This window comes from Paraburkholderia sp. SG-MS1, from assembly GCF_012275575.1.
Taxonomy (GTDB): Bacteria; Pseudomonadota; Gammaproteobacteria; order Burkholderiales; family Burkholderiaceae; genus Paraburkholderia.
On record NZ_NPIH01000222.1, the window covers coordinates 69,985 to 87,505 of the forward strand.

17 protein-coding genes are annotated in these 17,521 nt (G+C 64.0%); 9 read left to right on the forward strand and 8 right to left on the reverse strand.

Annotated features, from left to right (window positions below; all coding sequences use genetic code 11):
- Both ptsP and nagE read left to right on the forward strand, forming a co-directional pair.
- Positions 1-2,592, forward strand: coding sequence for a phosphoenolpyruvate--protein phosphotransferase (ptsP, locus tag CIC12_RS19600; RefSeq protein ID WP_168666084.1), 2,592 nt, complete (start codon positions 1-3; stop codon positions 2,590-2,592).
- 97 nt (positions 2,593-2,689) lie between these two features.
- The gene (nagE, locus tag CIC12_RS19605) at positions 2,690-4,480 is read left to right on the forward strand and encodes an N-acetylglucosamine-specific PTS transporter subunit IIBC (RefSeq protein WP_168666086.1); all 1,791 of its coding nucleotides are present in this window, start codon (positions 2,690-2,692) and stop codon (positions 4,478-4,480) included.
- Positions 4,481-4,639: 159 nt separating this feature from the next.
- Here the strand turns inward: nagE and cydX are convergent, their stop codons facing one another.
- From cydX to rpoH, 5 genes are all read right to left on the reverse strand, one after another.
- Positions 4,640-4,756, reverse strand: a complete 117-nt coding sequence (gene cydX, locus CIC12_RS19610; RefSeq protein ID WP_168666087.1) for a cytochrome bd-I oxidase subunit CydX — start codon at positions 4,754-4,756, stop codon at positions 4,640-4,642.
- Between the two features lie 28 nt (positions 4,757-4,784).
- Positions 4,785-5,921, reverse strand: coding sequence for a cytochrome d ubiquinol oxidase subunit II (gene cydB / locus CIC12_RS19615; RefSeq protein ID WP_168666089.1), 1,137 nt, complete (start codon positions 5,919-5,921; stop codon positions 4,785-4,787).
- Positions 5,922-5,955: 34 nt separating this feature from the next.
- Positions 5,956-7,551: a cytochrome ubiquinol oxidase subunit I gene (locus CIC12_RS19620; protein ID WP_168666090.1), complete on the reverse strand. Its 1,596-nt coding sequence runs from the start codon at positions 7,549-7,551 to the stop codon at positions 5,956-5,958.
- A complete protein-coding gene (gene cydP / locus CIC12_RS19625) occupies positions 7,541-7,801 on the reverse strand; it encodes a cytochrome oxidase putative small subunit CydP (RefSeq protein ID WP_168666092.1) in 261 nt (86 codons plus the stop codon). Before cydP ends, CIC12_RS19620 begins: the two co-directional genes overlap by 11 nt.
- 346 nt (positions 7,802-8,147) lie before the next feature.
- Positions 8,148-9,083 (reverse strand): RNA polymerase sigma factor RpoH, encoded by a 936-nt coding sequence (gene rpoH / locus CIC12_RS19630; protein WP_168666093.1) that lies wholly within the window; start codon positions 9,081-9,083, stop codon positions 8,148-8,150.
- 361 nt (positions 9,084-9,444) lie between these two features.
- On the opposite strand from rpoH, the gene CIC12_RS19635 reads away from it, so the two are divergent.
- Both CIC12_RS19635 and CIC12_RS19640 read left to right on the forward strand, forming a co-directional pair.
- On the forward strand, positions 9,445-10,008 hold the full coding sequence (locus CIC12_RS19635) for an acyloxyacyl hydrolase (RefSeq protein WP_168666094.1): 564 nt from the start codon (positions 9,445-9,447) through the stop codon (positions 10,006-10,008).
- 42 nt (positions 10,009-10,050) lie between these two features.
- On the forward strand, positions 10,051-10,434 hold the full coding sequence (locus CIC12_RS19640; RefSeq protein WP_168666095.1) for a nuclear transport factor 2 family protein: 384 nt from the start codon (positions 10,051-10,053) through the stop codon (positions 10,432-10,434).
- A gap of 167 nt (positions 10,435-10,601) precedes the next feature.
- Here the strand turns inward: CIC12_RS19640 and ybiB are convergent, their stop codons facing one another.
- Positions 10,602-11,570, reverse strand: a complete 969-nt coding sequence (ybiB, locus tag CIC12_RS19645) for a DNA-binding protein YbiB (protein ID WP_168666096.1) — start codon at positions 11,568-11,570, stop codon at positions 10,602-10,604.
- A gap of 261 nt (positions 11,571-11,831) precedes the next feature.
- Here ybiB and CIC12_RS19650 point away from each other — a divergent pair, with 261 nt between their 5' ends.
- Both CIC12_RS19650 and maiA read left to right on the forward strand, forming a co-directional pair.
- Positions 11,832-12,530, forward strand: coding sequence for a fumarylacetoacetate hydrolase family protein (locus tag CIC12_RS19650; protein WP_168666097.1), 699 nt, complete (start codon positions 11,832-11,834; stop codon positions 12,528-12,530).
- A gap of 29 nt (positions 12,531-12,559) precedes the next feature.
- Entirely contained in the window at positions 12,560-13,204 is a 645-nt protein-coding gene (maiA, locus tag CIC12_RS19655) for a maleylacetoacetate isomerase (protein ID WP_168666098.1), read from the forward strand.
- 82 nt (positions 13,205-13,286) lie between these two features.
- On the opposite strand, the gene ftsY is transcribed toward maiA, so the two are convergent.
- Entirely contained in the window at positions 13,287-14,468 is a 1,182-nt protein-coding gene (gene ftsY, locus CIC12_RS19660) for a signal recognition particle-docking protein FtsY (protein ID WP_168666100.1), read from the reverse strand.
- A 254-nt stretch (positions 14,469-14,722) separates the two neighbouring features.
- Here ftsY and rsmD point away from each other — a divergent pair, with 254 nt between their 5' ends.
- The 3 genes from rsmD (at position 14,723) to CIC12_RS19675 (ending at position 16,283) form a co-directional block, all read left to right on the forward strand.
- Positions 14,723-15,337 carry a 16S rRNA (guanine(966)-N(2))-methyltransferase RsmD gene (rsmD, locus tag CIC12_RS19665; protein ID WP_168666102.1) on the forward strand — a complete coding sequence of 205 codons (615 nt, stop codon included), beginning with the start codon at positions 14,723-14,725 and terminating at the stop codon, positions 15,335-15,337.
- 109 nt (positions 15,338-15,446) lie between these two features.
- Positions 15,447-15,962, forward strand: coding sequence for a pantetheine-phosphate adenylyltransferase (coaD, locus tag CIC12_RS19670; RefSeq protein WP_168666104.1), 516 nt, complete (start codon positions 15,447-15,449; stop codon positions 15,960-15,962).
- A gap of 63 nt (positions 15,963-16,025) precedes the next feature.
- Positions 16,026-16,283 (forward strand): YfhL family 4Fe-4S dicluster ferredoxin, encoded by a 258-nt coding sequence (locus CIC12_RS19675; protein ID WP_168666106.1) that lies wholly within the window; start codon positions 16,026-16,028, stop codon positions 16,281-16,283.
- Positions 16,284-16,366: 83 nt separating this feature from the next.
- On the opposite strand, the gene hisC is transcribed toward CIC12_RS19675, so the two are convergent.
- A complete protein-coding gene (gene hisC / locus CIC12_RS19680; RefSeq protein WP_168666108.1) occupies positions 16,367-17,446 on the reverse strand; it encodes a histidinol-phosphate transaminase in 1,080 nt (359 codons plus the stop codon).
- Positions 17,447-17,521 lie beyond the last annotated feature (75 nt).

Consider the following 17,521-nt stretch of genomic DNA (forward strand, 5'->3'; position numbering starts at 1 on the left):
ATGCGACGTGTCGAGGAGTCCCGCTTGAAGAGCCATTCTGAAGGCCATATTGTTTTGCTCGCGCCGCTGACCGGTCCGGTCGTGCTACTCGCGCAGGTGCCCGACCCGGTGTTTTCGGGCGGCATGTTCGGCGACGGCATCGGCATCGATCCTTTGGAGGGACGGCTGGTCGCGCCGTGCGACGGCACCATTACCCATCTCGCGCGCACCGGTCATGCGCTCACGCTGGCCACTGCCGAAGGCGCCGAGATCTTGCTGCACATCGGTATCGACACGGTCGAGCTGAACGGCAAAGGCTTTGCGCCAATGGTCGAGCAGGGCGCGCACGTGCGTGCGGGCGAGGTGCTGATCGAGTTCGATCAGGATCAGGTCGCGTTGAATGCGCCGAGCCTCGTGTCGGTAATCGCGATCGCCAATTCGGATGCGTTCGAGATCGTCGAGCGTGCGCAAGGTGGTGTGCTGAAGGCGGGGGAAACGCCGCTGCTGATACTGCGTGCCCGAGACGGCGCGGCAGCCGACGCGTCGCGCCAGCTCAGCGCGACGAAGGTAATGGAGGAAGCGCGCCGCCAGGTCACGCTGGTTCACGCGGGCGGTCTCCATGCGCGGCCTGCCGCGCGTGCGCGCGAAGCGGCGCGCGGTTTCGATGCGCGCGTCGAAGTGCGATACGACGGGCGTAAAGCGGCGATCGAAAGCGTGGTCGGACTGCTCGGGCTCGGCGCGGGCGAGGGCGCGAGCGTCGAATTGCTCGGTGTCGGTCCGCAAGCGCAAGCCGCAGTTGACGCGATCGCTCATGAACTGACGCGCGAAGCACACGGCGAAGTCGAAGAGAAACCGGCGCGGCAAAGTTCGCCTGCGCCGCAGGCGGTTGCGCGTGCGGCAGGCGAAGCGCTCGCGCCGAATACGCTCGCCGGTGTGTGCGCGGCGCCGGGCATTGCGGTCGGCAAGCTGGTGCGTTGGGACGATGCGGACATCGATCCGCCGGAGCAGGCAAGCGGCACGTCCGCCGCTGAAAGCCGTTTGCTCGACAAAGCGATCGCCACCGTCGACGCCGATCTCGACATGACCGTACGCGACGCGTCGCAACGCGGCGCGCACGGCGAAGCGGGCATTTTCGCGGTGCATCGCGTACTGCTCGAAGATCCCACGCTGCTCGACGCCGCGCGCGATCTGATCAGTCTCGGCAAGAGCGCCGGCTTTGCCTGGCGCGAGGCGATCCGCGCACAGATCGGCATCCTGAGCAAGGTGGAAGACGCCTTGCTCGCGGAACGTGCCGCCGATCTGCGTGACATCGACAAGCGCGTCGTGCGCGCGCTCGGCTATACGAACGCCGCCGCGCGCACGTTGCCGGAAGAAGCCGTGCTCGCCGCGGAAGAGTTCACGCCCTCGGATCTGTCGTCGCTGGATCGCTCGCGCGTCACCGCGCTGGTAATGGCGCGTGGCGGTGCGACCTCGCACGCGGCGATTCTCGCGCGCCAGGCGGGCATTCCTGCGCTGGTCGCGCTCGGCGACGCGCTGCATGCGATCCCGCCAGGCACGCAAGTGGTGGTGAACGCGAGCACCGGCCGCCTCGAATTCGCGCCGACCGAGCTCGACGTCGAACGGGCTCGCCGCGAGCGCAGCCGTCTTGCCGACGTGCGCGAAGCGAATCGCCGCACGTCGCAGCAAGCCGCGGTGACGTCCGATGGCCGCGCGATCGAAGTGGCCGCGAACATCGCCACGCTCGACGACGCGAAAGCCGCCGTCGACAACGGCGCCGATGCGGTGGGCCTGCTGCGCACCGAACTGCTGTTCATCCATCGCGCGGCGGCGCCGACCACCGACGAACATCGTCAGAGCTACCAGGGAATCGTCGACGCATTGAGCGGCCGCACTGCGATCATTCGCACGCTGGATGTCGGCGCGGACAAGGAAGTGGACTACCTCACGCTGCCTCCCGAACCGAACCCGGCGCTCGGCCTGCGCGGCATTCGCCTCGCCCAGGTGCGCCCGGATCTGCTCGACGATCAGTTGCGCGGCTTGCTCGCGGTACAGCCGCTCGGCTCGGTGCGCATCCTGTTGCCGATGGTCACCGATGTCGGCGAGCTGATCCGCATCCGCAAGCGAATCGACGAACTGGCGCGTGAAGCGGGCCGCACGGAGCCGATCGAAGTGGGGGTGATGATCGAAGTGCCGTCGGCGGCGCTGCTGGCCGATCAACTCGCGCAACACGCGGACTTCCTGTCGATCGGGACCAACGATCTCACGCAATACACGCTCGCGATGGACCGCTGCCAGGCCGATCTCGCCGCGCAGGCCGACGGCTTGCACCCGGCCGTGTTGCGCCTGATCGCGGCCACCGTGCAGGGCGCGGACAAGCATGGCAAATGGGTCGGCGTGTGCGGTGCGCTGGCGGGCGATCCGCTCGCGATGCCGCTGCTCGTCGGCCTCGGCGTGACCGAACTGTCGGTTGACCCGGTGTCGGTGCCGGGCATCAAGGCGCGGGTGCGCAACCTCGATTATCAGCTGTGCCGTCAACGCGCTCAGGATGCTCTCGCGCTCGAATCGGCGCAGGCGGTAAGAGCAGTAAGTCGCGAAACCTGGCCTCTGGACTGAACCCACACAGTCCGCAACCAGCTTCGCACAGTTACTTCGTATAGCGACAAAAACTCAACGACGACGTTCGACCACGAGACAAGGATTGGAGATATCAATGGATGGGAATCCGTTTCTGAAGATTCAGCGCCTGGGACGCGCGCTGATGCTGCCTATCGCGGTGCTGCCGGTTGCCGGCCTGCTGCTGCGCCTTGGCCAGCCCGATGTGTTCAACATCAAGATGATCGCCGACGCGGGCGGCGCGATCTTCGACAACCTGCCGCTGCTGTTCGCGATCGGCGTGGCGGTCGGTTTCGCGAAAGACAACAACGGTGTCGCGGGGCTTGCCGGTGCGATCGGCTATCTGGTGCAGATCGCGGTGATGAAGGACATCAACGACAAGCTCAATATGGGCGTGTTGTCCGGGATCGTGGCGGGTATCGTCGCGGGCTTGCTGTACAACAAGTACAAGGACATCAAGCTGCCCGACTACCTCGCGTTCTTCGGAGGGAAACGCTTCGTGCCGATTGCCACGGGGGTGGTCTGCCTCGGGCTCGGCATAGCGTTCGGCTACGTGTGGCAGCCGGTGCAGGCCGTCATCGATACGGCTGGGCATTGGCTGACCACCGCAGGCGCGCTCGGCGCATTCGTGTTCGGCGTGCTGAACCGGCTGCTGCTTGTCACGGGCTTGCATCACATCCTCAACTCGCTGACGTGGTTCGTGTTCGGCACCTTCACGCCGCCGGGCGGCGCAGCGGTGACGGGCGACCTGCATCGCTTCTTCGCGGGCGACCCGACCGCGGGCACCTTCATGACCGGCTTCTTCCCGGTGATGATGTTCGGCCTGCCGGCCGCGTGTCTCGCGATGTTCCATGAAGCGCCGAAGGAGCGCCGCGCGGTGGTCGGCGGCCTGCTGTTCTCGATGGCATTGACCTCGTTCCTGACGGGCGTGACCGAGCCGATCGAATTCAGCTTCATGTTCCTCGCGCCGGTGCTGTACGTGATCCATGCGCTGCTGACGGGGCTGTCGCTCGCGATCTGCTCGGCGCTCGGCATTCACCTCGGCTTCACGTTCTCTGCGGGTTTCATCGACTATGTGCTGAACTTCGGCCTGTCGACCAAGGGCTGGTGGGCAATTCCGATCGGCCTCGTGTATTCGGTCGCCTACTACGGGCTATTCCGCTTCTTCATCCGCAAGTTCAACATGGCGACGCCGGGCCGCGAACCCGCTGCCGCCGATGAGCAGGCCGAGTCGTTCGCGGCGGGCGGCTTCGTTTCGCCAGCAGCCGGTGCGGCCGTGCCGCGCGCGCAACGCTATATCGCGGCGCTCGGCGGCGCGGCGAATCTGTCGGTGGTGGATGCGTGCACGACGCGTCTGCGTCTGTCGGTGGTCGATGCGAACAAGGTCTCTGAAAGCGAACTGAAGACGATTGGCGCGCGCGGCGTGCTCAAGCGCGGCTCGAACAATGTGCAGGTGATCATCGGACCGGAAGCGGACATCATCGCGGACGAAATGCGTACGGTGATCGCGCAGGGTGGTGGTGAGGTGGTGGCGCCGGTGGTGGCCGCTGCTCCGGCTGCTGTCGTTGCGAGTGCTGCAAGCGCGCCGGGTGCAGGTGCTACCACGGGTGCTGCTGCCGGCCCGCTCGACCCGGATCCGCTGCGCTGGCTCGCCGTGTTCGGCGGCGCGGGCAACGTGGTGTCGCTGGATGCAGTGGCGTCGACGCGTCTGCGTATCGTGGTGCGTGATCCGTCGGCGGTCGATCGTCAGCGTCTTTCCTCGCTCGACACCGCATGGATCTCTGGCGACACGTTTCACATCGTCGTCGGCGAAGCGGCGCAGCGCTATGCCGCGCGGCTGGCGACGCGGATGTCGGAAAGCGGCGGCGCAACGCCGTTGCCCGCGTAAAGCGTGCAGGGCTGCTAACGAAGCGGCTTGCCATGCTGTGCATTCGCTGATGCGGCAGTAAAGCGATCATGAGGCGGCGATAAGCCAGCAAAAAAATGCGGCACCTTGATTCAAGGTGCCGCATTTGCGTTGACCGGCTCGAGGCCGGTTCGTCCTGCATCAGTGCGTTTTGATTTTCACCGCTTCCGACGACCTGCCCGATTCGAGCCACATCACATTGATGATGCCGAACGCCAACGCGACACCGATACCGAGCAGCCAACTGAAATACCACATCACGAACTCCTGTTAAGCGTAGTGCCGTTCAATACATCGTATGGTGATTCTCTTTGAGCGCCGCGGCGGTCACCTTGCCGCGCAGCACGCGATACACCCAGCTCGTGTACAGCAGGATGATCGGCAGGAAAATGATCACGGCGAACAGCATGATCTCCAGCGTCAGGCGGCTCGAAGTCGAGTCCCACATGGTCAGGCTGCTGCGGCCGTCGAGCGAGGAGGGCATGATGAACGGGAACATCGAGAAGCCCGCCGTCAGGATCACGCCGATGATCATCAGCCCGGTCGACAGAAACGCGCTCTTCTCGAAGCGTGAGCGCGCAAGCAGCGCCGCCAGCAAGCCGCCGACCAGTGCGGCGGCGGGCGCGATCACCGTCCACGGATACAGCGCGTAATTGGAGAGCCACAGGCCGGGCGCGCTGATCACGGTCTTCATCAACGGATTGGCGACCGCGTCGAGCGGCGGGGCGTCGACGATCTGATAGCCGGGGATCATGGTGGCGACCAGCGCGCCGGCCACCACGAACAGCATCACGCCGCTCGCCGCTGCAATGCGCAGCGCCAGCGACGCGCGCGCGGCGATCACGCCATCCGACTTCAGCTTCACGAAGGCGGCGCCATGCGCGGCCAGCATCGCGACGCTCACGAGGCCGCACAGCAGCGCAAATGGATTAAGCAGACCGAAGAAACCGCCGTGATAGGTGACGCGCAGGTCGGTATCGAACGAGAACGGCGCGCCTTGCAACAGGTTGCCGAATGCGACGCCGAACACCAGCGCCGGCACGAAGCCGCCGATGAAGAGTCCCCAGTCCCACGCGGCGCGCCAGCGCGGGTCTTCACGTTTGCCGCGGTAGTCGAAGCCGACCGGCCGGAAGAACAGCGCGAACAACACCAGTAGCATCGCGAAGTAGAAGCCGGAGAACGACGCCGCGTAAGCCAGCGGCCACGCGGCGAACATGGCGCCGCCTGCGGTGACGAACCACACCTGGTTGCCTTCCCACGTCGCGCCGACCGTGTTCACGACGATGCGCCGCTCGGCGTCGGTCTTGCCGATGAACGGCAGCAGAATCGCCGCGCCCATGTCGAAGCCGTCCGTGAGCGCGAAGCCGATCAGCAGCACGCCGATCAATACCCACCAGATCAGCTTGAGGGTTGCGTAATCCATGATGAACTTTCCCTTGGAACAGAGCGGTGGTGAATCATGCAGCCGGGTTGGGCGACAGCGGCCGGACGAGCGGCTCTTTCACTTCGTGGTGATAGCGGCCCGTATGCAACGACGAAGGGCCGAGCCGCGCGTACTTGAACATCAGCATGATCTCGATGATGAACAGCACGGTGTAGAACAGCACGAAGCCGGCGATACTCAGATACAGATCGCGTGGCACCAGATTCGACGCGGCGAGACTGGTCGGCAGAATACCGGCGATGCTCCACGGTTGACGGCCCACTTCCGCGACGATCCAGCCGAATTCGGCTGCGAGCCAGGGCAGCGGAATTGCCCACACGGCCCAGCGCAGGAACCAGCGGCGCTTTTCCAGCAGGAGCGTACGTTGCGCGCAGAACCAGAACGCCAGGATGAAGGTCGCGAGGAACAGCAGGCCCAGGCCGACCATCAGGCGGAACGAAAAGAACAGCGGTGCGACCGGTGGAATCGTCCTTTTGGCCGCCTGGGCGATCTGATCCGGTGTGGCGTCGGTCACGTTCGCCGTGAACGGTTTGAGCAGCAAGCCGTAGCCGAGATCCTGCTTGTGGAGTTCGAAGGCGGCATGGGCTTCGTCGGTGGCGTCGCCTTGTTTCAACTTCTGGAGCGCGGCGTAGGCCAGCATGCCGTTCTTGATGCGCCCTTCGTTGCGTGCGATCAGGTCTCTCAGACCCACCACCGGCTCGCTGATCGAGCGTGTGGCGATGATGCCGAGCGCGTACGGAACCCGGATCGCGTAGTCCGTGCGCTGCTCCGCCTGATTCGGAATGCCGAAGATCGTGAACGGCGCCGGCGCCGGTGCGGTTTCCCATTCGGATTCGATCGCGGCCAGCTTCACCTGCTGAACTTCGCCGGTGCGGTAGCCGGATTCGTCGCCGAGCACGATCACGCACAACGTCGACGCGAGGCCGAAGCCCGCGGCGATCGCGAACGAGCGCAGCGCGAATTCGGTATCGCGGCGCTTCAGCAGATACCACGACGACACGCCGAGCACGAACATCGCCGCGGTCACATACCCGGCCGACACCGTGTGCACAAACTTCACCTGAGCGACCGGGTTGAACAGGACGGAACCGATGCTGTCGAGTTCCATGCGGATGGTCTGGTAGTTGAAGACGGCGCCGACCGGATTGTTCATCCAGCCGTTGGCCACGAGAATCCACAGCGCCGACAGGTTCGAGCCAAGCGCGACGAGAAACGTGACGATCAGATGCTGTACCTTCGACAACCGTTTCCAGCCGAAGAAGAACAGGCCGACGAACGTCGATTCGAGGAAGAAGGCCATCAGGCCTTCGACGGCGAGCGGCACGCCGAATATGTCGCCGACGTAATGCGAGTAGTACGCCCAGTTGGTGCCGAACTGGAATTCGAGCGTGAGACCCGTGGCGACGCCCATTGCAAAATTAATACCGAACAGCTTGCCCCAAAACTGGGTCATGTCTTTGTAGATCTGTTTGCCGGTCATCACATAGACGGACTCCATGATGACGAGCAACCATGCGAGGCCGAGCGTGAGCGGCACGAACAGAAAGTGATAGAGCGCCGTGATGGCGAACTGGAGGCGCGACAGTTCTACGACTTCGCTAACGGGCATGTTGATCACCTTGAGACGAATGCGAGGCAGGCGCGGACAGCAGCGCCTGCGCGACCTGTTCGGGCGGCAGCGACATATGCTCCGCCTGCGGATGATTGAAAAAGGTGTATTTGAGCGCCATCAGCAGAACGAATTTGATGGCGAGGACGATGGCGATATCCCGCGCCAGCGTGGGACCGCGCACCCAGGCGGCGAGCCGCTTGCGCCAGCGCGGCCGGAGAGGGGTATTGCGATTGAGGGCTATGGTCATAGTCGGTCGAAAGCGACTTCACACCGGTGAACCCGGCTGGATCCAGGCCGCCTGAGCGGTCTGGCGAGTGCATCCCGATTTTAGGAGCGGAACCTCGCGCGCATCGATTCGGCAGTGCGGCATTGAGTCGCTAAACTCGCCGCGTTTGTCCAGTATTGCTATCTGGTTTGTGATACGTCAAGAAAGCTGCGGCGTCAGGCCGTCGTCAGGCCATTTCATCCAGCCGGTGTGGGCGTGCGCGAGTGCGTCGCCGCGCGGGCGAAAAAAACCCCGCCGTCTTGCGAGGGCGGGGCTCGAGGCCGGGTGGCGCACGTCGGGCGAACCGGCGTGCTGACAGCTTCAGGCCTTATGCATATTCGGTCAGTGCGCCGCGCATCTTCTTCATTGCGCTCGCTTCGATCTGCCGGATACGCTCGGCGGACACGCCGAACTCGTCAGCCAGTTCGTGCAGCGTCGAGCCGCCCGAACCGTCGTCTTCGACCTTCAGCCAGCGTGCTTCGATGATGCGGCGGCTACGGGCGTCCAACGCGTCCAGCGCGCTGGCGATACCATCGCTTTGCAGGCGGTCACGCTGACGCGAAGCCAGCACGGCAGTCGGTTCGCTATGCGAGTCGGCGAGATAGGCGATCGGCGCATACGACTCTTCGCCGTCCTCGACCTGGCCTTCCAGCGCGATGTCGCCGCCGGACAAGCGCGTTTCCATTTCGGCGACTTCTTCGCGCTTCACGTTCAGTTCCTTCGCGAGACCTTCGATCTCGTCCGGCGTGAAGGCGCCCAAACCCTGCTTGTGGCTGCGCAGGTTGAAGAACAGCTTGCGCTGCGCCTTGGTGGTGGCGACCTTCACCATCCGCCAGTTGCGCAGAATGTATTCGTGGATCTCAGCCTTGATCCAGTGCATCGCGTACGACACGAGGCGCACGTTCTGCTCCGGATCGAAGCGCTTCACGGCCTTCATCAGGCCGATATTGCCTTCCTGGATCAGATCGGCGTGCGGCAGTCCGTAACCGAGATAGTTGCGCGCGATCGATACGACCAGCCGCAGGTGCGACAGCACGAGACGGCGCGCGGACTCCAGGTTGTCCTGCTCGCGAAATTCGGTGGCGAACTGGCGTTCTTCCGCCGGCGTCAGCATCGGAATCCGATTAACGGCCTGGATGTAGGCGTCGATATTGCCCAGTTGACCGGGCAGCAGCGAGGAATGCGAGAGCGCCAGTGCACCTGCCGAAGCGGCCTTAGCCGACGACGGGCTCAAAACACTCGGAAGGGTCATTGCATGGCTCACGTGGGAAACTCCTTTGGAATCAGACAAAAGCGTATTCAGTAAACGACTCCAGCGATGGATGTTAGCACTCTGATTTGGGGAGTGCTAATACTTAGAGGGAGTAGGGGCATCCGAGTTCCGCAAAGTCCTATTGAAATTCTCGTTTCAATAGCCATAGGGTACACCAACTGAGCAATGTTGCGCGCTGCGTAGAAATTACCCGCTCATCGGATTACGCTCTTATAAACGACCGATATTTGCGGGATCTGAAGTGACTAATTGCGAAAAATAAGTATTTTTCATACGATCCACGAAATCGACTTTCTCTCTAGAATAGGCAAAACAGTTATGCATTTTTAACCTCGGCAGCTTCGGGTGTTAGATGGACAACAAAAACAATGTTTTACGTGGTCTGGCTCTAAAAAGCGTCGTGGCTGGCCTGTTACTCGTGGCACCGGCTCTAGCGTCCGCCGGTCCGTTTGGGCTGCAGGTCGCTGTCGGCGCGGGCGATCGTCACGTCAAGAAACTTGACTTCGGCGTGGCTTGGGATCCAGGGCTGTATTGGTGGCAGATGGGTGACTGGCATTTCGCGCTGATCGGCGAAGCGCACGCGGCCTGGTGGCATACCGATGAAGCGAACGTGCACGGCGACATCGCCGAGATCGGCGTGACGCCTGTGATCCGCTTCATCAGGGTATCGGGATCGGTTCGCCCCTTCGTTGAAGTAGGCGCTGGCGTCCGCCTCCTGTCGAGCCCCCGGATTGCTTCGGACTTCACGCTCGGCACCGCGTTCCAGTTCGCCGAGATCGCGGGCGTCGGCGTGCAGTTCGGGCGCCGCCAGCAGTACCTCGCGGGCTACCGCTTCCAGCATATTTCCAACGGCGGTATCAAAGAGCCAAATCCTGGTATAAATTTCAGCCAGCTATATTTGCAATATAACTTCTGACGACCGAGGCCGCGTGTGGCTTACCGGTGTGGGGGCTGAGCAATGGCGGCAAAGATGATCGAAGCGATTCGCGGGCTGGAGCGAGAGCGCTTTCGTGCGATGGTCGAAGGCGACGGACAATCGCTCGACACGCTGCTCGCGGACAACGTGAGCTATGTGCACACGAATGGCAAACGCGAAACGAAGCGGCAGTTCATCGACGGGATTACGGGAGGACGCCGCCGCTATCGGCAGATCGAAGTGCAGTCGCAGGAGGTGCTGCCGGCCGGACGGGAAACGTATGTCGTCACCGGCCGCGCGCTGATCGAGATGGAGGCGAATAACGGCGCGCTGCTGTTTCCGATCGCTTACACCGCGATTCACACGCAGGAAGACGGGCAGTGGCGCCTGATTGCGTGGCAGGCCACGCGGTGCGCGCTCGAGTAAGCCTTTTGGGTTCACATCGTCAGGCCGGTCGCGTCTCGTGTACTGTGGTCTGAAGCGGTGTGTCAACCCGCGACCCCAGCCTCCTCGCGCTAGCTCCTGCCACAGGAGCGTGCCACGCCGGCTCACGCATGGGCGTCGACCACGACTTCAACTTCGTTTTCAACGCTTCACACCGGCATTTTCGCGACGTCCGCGATCAGTTCCACTTGCCGTTCGATCGCGCTCGGCACTGGCGCTTCACCGCGCAGCACGGCGCTGATCCACGCGGCCGTGGTGGCGGCATCGCGCGCTTCGGGCAAGTCGACTTCCGGCGCCTCGGGCGACGAGCGCTCGTGCGGCACGCGGGTTTCGCAGATGCCGTCGTGCAGCCAGTCCACCTGCACCTGACGCCGCGTGTCGGCCACCGCTTCGCCCTCGGTGCCGCGCGCAAGCAGCGCACCGCCCACGGCCGCATCCGGATGCGAGTTGAACAACTGGGTGAGACTGTCGCGATACGGCGGATGCGTGTAGTTCACGAGGCGCAGCCCCGCCGGCGCGAACGGCTGCAGGATTTTCACCAGCGTATGCGTCGAGTTGCGCACGCCCATGCGCCGTCGCAGCGCAAGCAGGCGTGCGAGCTTCGGCGCGAGCACGTCGATCGGCGCGAACGCGAGACGGTGCTCGGCGAGACCGTCTTCGATATCGGCGTGCGAGCGCGCATGCTGGATTTGCAGATGCGTGAAAATCTCCGCGCTCGTCACGCGGCCCGGATCTTCGGTGACGCCGTGCACCAGCACCGGCACGCCTTCGCGTGCCAGTAGCAGGGCCAGCAGTGGGACCAGGTTCGGCTGCTTGCGCGCACCGTTGTAGGTGGGGATCGAGACGGGCCGGAATGCGCCGTGCGGCAAATGGATCGGCTCAAACGACGCGTGCGCGCCCGCCAGCATCGCGGCGAGTTCGTCGGCGGTTTCGCCTTTCACGCGATAAGCGAGCAGCACCGCGCCGAGTTCGAGCTCGGCTACGCGGCCATCTAGCATTGCGGTGTAGAGCGCGCGGGTATCGTCGGCGGTCAGCGCGCGGGCGCCATTCGGGCCGCGGCCGATTTCCTTGATGAAGCGGGCGCAGGGGAACGGGGTGTCAATGGCGGTGTCGGTCATCGGGCGCAAGGGGGCGTGAAGGCGTGCCGCGCGCTGGCGGCTCACCAACGGTATTCAAGGGAAGCTGTTGGGTCGTTGTTGGGTGTCAGTATCGCATCTATGGCGATCCTGCGAGGCGCGGCGCGCGGCGCGCGGCGCGCGGCGCGCGGCCGTCCGCCGGGGCGCGCGCCTGTCCGACTGCCGCGCGCGGCGCTTTGCCGCGCGTTACACTCGATGTTTTCTCGCCGCCTCGTCGGCACAAATCAAGCAACGGAGAACGGGATGAGTTACGTATTTGCACCCGCACCGCAGGTGGCGGTGCCGGTTGTGGGTTCCAGCGAGCAGTTCGCGGTGCGTCGCATCTACTGCGTGGGACGCAACTACGAAGCACACGCGCGCGAGATGGGTCACGATCCCGACCGCGAGCCGCCGTTCTTCTTCACCAAGCCAGCCGATGCCGTGCTGTACGTCGCGCCCGGCGCCACGGGCGAATTCCCGTATCCAACGCAGTCGAAAAACGTCCACTTCGAAATGGAACTGGTGGCCGCGATCGGCAAAGGCGGCAAGGACATTCCGGCCGAAAGCGCGCTCGACCACGTCTACGGCTATGCGCTCGGTCTCGACATGACGCGCCGCGATCTGCAGGCCGAAGCGAAGAAGCTGGGCCGTCCGTGGGATACCGCGAAGGGCTTCGACCACTCGGCTCCGCTCGGCCCGATCCATCCGGTGACGGCGAGCGGCCATGTTGGCAACGGCGCGATCTGGTTGTCGGTAAATGGCGAGGAAAAGCAGCGCTCGGACGTGTCGCAGCTGATCTGGTTGGTGCCGGAGACGGTCGCCTATTTGTCGACGCTGTTCGAATTGCAGCCCGGCGATCTGATTTTCACCGGCACGCCTGAAGGCGTCGGCGCGGTGGTGAAGGGCGATCTGATGAAGGGCGGTGTGGACGGACTCGGCGAGTTCAGCGTACGCGTCGTCTGACAGGCGGCGGCTTGGAGGAGACAGACTACATGAAGCTCTACAGCTATTTCCGGAGCTCGGCGTCCTATCGCGTGCGCATTGCGCTGAACGTGAAGGAGCTGCCGTACGACTATGTGCCCGTGCACCTCGTGCGCGACGGCGGCGAGCAACTGAAGCCGGAGTATCGCAAGGTGAATGTGGATGGCATCGTGCCGACACTCGTCGACGGCAACGAGCTGATGCCGCAGTCGCTTGCGATCATCGAGTATCTGGAGGAGACGCATCCCGAGCCGCCGTTGCTGCCCAAGGCGCCGGGCGACCGCGCGTACGTTCGTTCTCTGGCGTTACAGGTCGCGTGCGAGATTCATCCGTTGAACAATCTGCGGGTGCTGAAGTATCTGAAGCACACGCTGTGTGTCGACGACGACGCGAAGGACGCCTGGTATCGGCATTGGGTCGAGGCGGGCTTCGCGACGCTCGAAGCCCATCTGGCCGGCAACGCGCGCACCGGCAAGCTGTGTTTCGGCGATACGCCGACGCTCGCCGACGCCTGTCTGATCCCGCAGGTGTTCAATGCGCAGCGCTTCAAGGTGGACACGACGCGGTTTCCGACGATCCAGCGCATCTACGACCACGCGATGCAGATCGACGCGTTCGCCCGCGCAGCGCCTGGTGTGCAGCCGGACGCCGAGTGACAGGGTGGTTGAATAAAAAAGGGCACTCCGTGGAGTGCCCTTTTTGCTGGCGCGTGCGCCGAACCTTGCGCGGGCGGGAGTTTCAACCGCCCAGCAATGCGTCCGAAAACTCTTCCGCGCTGAACGGCTGCAAGTCCTCGACCTTTTCGCCCACGCCGATGAAGTACACCGGAATCGGACGCTGCCGCGCAATCGCGGCGAGAATGCCGCCCTTCGCGGTGCCGTCGAGCTTGGTGACGATCAGGCCTGTCAGGCCGAGCGCGTCGTCGAAGGCCTTTACTTGCGCGAGCGCGTTCTGGCCGGTGTTCGCGTCGATCACGAGCAGCACCTCGTGCGGTGCGCCGTCGTGCGCCTTGCCGATCACGCGCTTCACCTTGCGCAACTCTTCCATCAGGTGCAGCTGGGTCGGCAGACGACCGGCCGTGTCCGCCATCATCACATCGATTTTGCGCGCGCGCGCGGCGCCGACCGCGTCGAAGATTACCGCCGCCGGGTCGCCGCTTTCCTGCGATACCACGGTCACGTTGTTGCGCTGGCCCCAGATCGCCAGCTGCTCGCGCGCGGCGGCGCGAAACGTGTCGCCCGCGGCCAGCAGCACCGATTGATTGAAGCTCTGCAGATGCTTGGCGAGCTTGCCGATGCTGGTGGTCTTGCCCGCGCCGTTGACGCCCGCGATCATCATCACGAGCGGTTGCGCGCGGCCGAGCATCAGCGATTTTTCCAGCGGCTGGAGCAGGTCGACCAGCAGCGTGCGCAGCGCGCCCTTGACCTGTTGCGGATCGGTGAGGCGCTCGCTGCGCACTTTCTCACGCAGCGACTCGAGCAGGAATTCGGTGGCCTCGACGCCCGCGTCCGACATCAGCAGTGCGGTTTCGAGTTCTTCGTACAGGTCTTCGTCGATCTTCGCGCCGACGAAAATACCGGTCAGGCTCGAACTCGTCTTCGACAGGCCGGTTTTCAGGCGCGTGAGCCACGAGCGTTTCGCGCCCGCGTCCTGCACGGGCGGCGGGACGATTTCGACGGTCTCCAAGGCGGGGGGGGCCGGCTCGAGTTCCGGCTCAGGCTCCGGCACGCTTGCGGCCGGGGCGGGCGTCGGCGCTTCGATGCCGACGGAGGCTGCAGGACGCGGAGCCGGCTGCACGACCGGCACTGCCGGCACCGCTGCGGCGGCCTCGGGCGTCGAGGCTTCGGGTGCCGCCTGCGATTCGTCTGCCGCGGTATCGGACTCTTTCGAACCCTTGAATCGTTTGAAAAAGCTGAACATGATCTGGCGTGGTGAGAGCGCGCGCCGATGCGCGCAGCCGGCACAAGACCGGCGGGAGCAGCAGGCAGCGTTGCAGGGGTAGACAAAGCGCGGGATGCGAGGCGCTGGAAGCCGCACATTTTATCAGGCGCGCCGCCACCCGTCGTATCGGCCGGTCGGCCAGGCTGGACGCGGGCCGCCCCTGTGGTAACGTTGTCGCTCGGACCCCGCGCGCATCGACGTCGCGGGTGCATTCATCACGTCATTGAAACTGCATGCCTCGTTCCGCACCCTCACGCGCCCACGGCGCTTCATCCAAAGGCGGCAAGCCGCACGCCATCCGTATCATTGGCGGCGACTGGAAGCGCACGCCTTTGCCTGTGCTCGATCTCGACGGCCTGCGCCCCACGCCCGACCGCGTGCGCGAAACGCTGTTCAACTGGCTGGGCCAGCGCCTCGACGGACAGCGCTGTCTGGACCTGTTCGCCGGCAGTGGTGCACTGGGCTTCGAGGCCGCGTCGCGCGGCGCGGCGCGGGTGCTGATGGTGGAGCGCAACGCGCGTGCCGCCGGCCAGTTGCGCGCGAACCAGGAACGGCTGGCCGCACGCACGATCGAAATTGCCGAGGCGGACGGGTTGCGTCTCGCCGCGAGTCTCGCGCCCGGCTCCTTCGACGTGGTGTTCCTCGATCCGCCGTTCGACGGCGACCTGCTCGGCAAAGCGCTCGCGCTGGCCGTGCCGCTCGTCAGCGCGGCAGGGTTTCTGTACGTGGAAGCGGGCAACGGTCTCGAACTCGACGGGAACGAGACGCTCGCCGGTTGGGAAATCGTGCGGCAGGGGAAAGCGGGCGCTGTCCACTTTCATTTGCTGCAGCGCGAAAATAAGGAATAATGCGCGTTCTAAAACAGGCGCCGGGCGGTTTGACGTCACGAGCGCGGTCGGTGCCAAATGCGTCGCGACGCTTTTGACGTGCCCTTTGTCTGAAGAGAGGAGAAGTCTCATGGTAGTCGCCGTGTACCCGGGCACGTTTGACCCGCTGACGCGCGGTCACGAAGACCTCGTTCGGCGCGCGTCGAGCATTTTCGACACGCTGGTGGTGGGCGTTGCCGATAGCCGCAACAAGAAGCCGTTCTTCACGCTCGAAGAACGTCTGGACATCGCTCACGAGGTGCTCGGGCACTACCCGAACGTCCAGGTGATGAGCTTCAAGGGACTGCTGAAGGACTTCGTGCGCAGCAATAACGCACGGGTGATCGTGCGAGGCCTGCGCGCCGTCTCGGACTTCGAATATGAGTTCCAGATGGCGGGCATGAACCGCTATTTGCTGCCTGACGTCGAAACCATGTTCATGACGCCGTCCGACCAGTACCAGTTCATTTCGGGCACGATCGTGCGCGAGATCGCGCAGCTGGGCGGCGACGTCAGCAAATTCGTGTTCCCGTCGGTCGAAAAATGGCTGCACGAGAAAGTTGCCGCGCTGGATCCAAACAACGGCGCTTCTGCGGCGCAGCCGTAACCGGCGTAAACTGTCGGTTTGACGGATCAAAGCCGGCTGCCGCCGGCACGAAGTGAGAGAAGCATGGCCCTGATGATTACCGACGAGTGCATCAATTGCGACGTGTGCGAGCCTGAGTGCCCCAACGACGCGATTTCGATGGGCCCGGAAATCTACGTGATTGACCCGAAGAAATGCACCGAGTGTGTCGGCCATTTCGACGAGCCGCAGTGCATCCAGGTGTGCCCGGTCGAGTGTATTCCGCGCGACCCTGACCACCTGGAAACGCCCGACGGCTTGCTGGCGAAGTATCATGCCCTGCAAGCCGTGAAGAGCGCATAAAATCTGCAGTGTCGATGAGAAAACGGCGAGGCTTTGGCCTCGCCGTTTTTCTTTTGCCGCGGCGCGTTTTCGTCGTGCGCGGACTAGCCGACGTGAGCGCTGAAGATATCGCGCAACGCGTCCAGCAGAATGTCGCATTCGGCGTCGGTGCCGACGGAAATTCGCAGATGCTGGTCGATTCGCGGCGCCTTGAAATGACGCACGAAAATCTCCTTTTCCCTCAGGCGCAAGACGAGCGTGGCCGCGTCGTAGCCTTCGTGGCGCGCGAACAGCAGATTGGCCGCTGATGGCATGACCTCGAAGCCGAGCGCCGTCAGTCCCGCCGCCAGCCGCTCGCGGCTCGCAATCACCTTGGCGCAGTTGGCGCGGAACCACGCGTCATCTTCGTACGCGGCGGTGGCGGCGGCTTGCGCGAGGCGGTCGAGCGGATAGGAGTTGAAGCTGTCCTTCACGCGGTTCAGCGCTTCGATCAGCGCCGGATTACCGAACGCGAAACCTACGCGCATGCCGGCCAGCGAGCGCGACTTCGAGGTCGTCTGAACGACCAGCAGGTTCGGATAGCGGTCGATCAGCGCAATGGCCGACTCCGCGCCGAAATCCACGTAAGCCTCGTCGATCACGACGACCGATTGCGCGTTGCTTGTCACCAGACGCTCGATGTCGGCAAGCGGCAGAGGACGGCCGGTTGGCGCGTTCGGGTTCGGGAACAGCACGCCGCCATTGGGCGCCGTGTAGTCGTCGACGTTGATCGCGAAGCTGTCGTCGAGCGCGATGGTCCGATAATCGACTTCGAAGAGCCGCGCGTAGGTCGGATAAAAGCTGTACGTGATGTCCGGGAACAGCAGCGGCTGATCGTGCTTCAGCAATGCCTTGAACGTGAGCGCCAGCACTTCATCCGAGCCGTTGCCCGCGAACACCTGGTCTGCGCGGATGTCGTGGTAAGCGGCCACCGTTTCGCGCAGTTTGAGCGCGGTCGGATCGGGATAGCGCCGCAGCGATTCGCCAGCGTCGCCAAGCTCCCGGCGGATCGCATCGAGCACGCGCGGCGACGGCGGATAGGGATTCTCGTTGGTGTTCAGCTTCACCGGATGCGCGAGCGCGGGCTGCTCGCCCGGCACATACGGCGTCAGACGATGAACGATGTCACTCCAATAGCGGCTCAAGCAATTCTCCTGTGTCGACCAGAGTTAGCGCTTTAGCGCTTACTCTGGTCCCATGCAAGGCGGTCGACCAGAGTT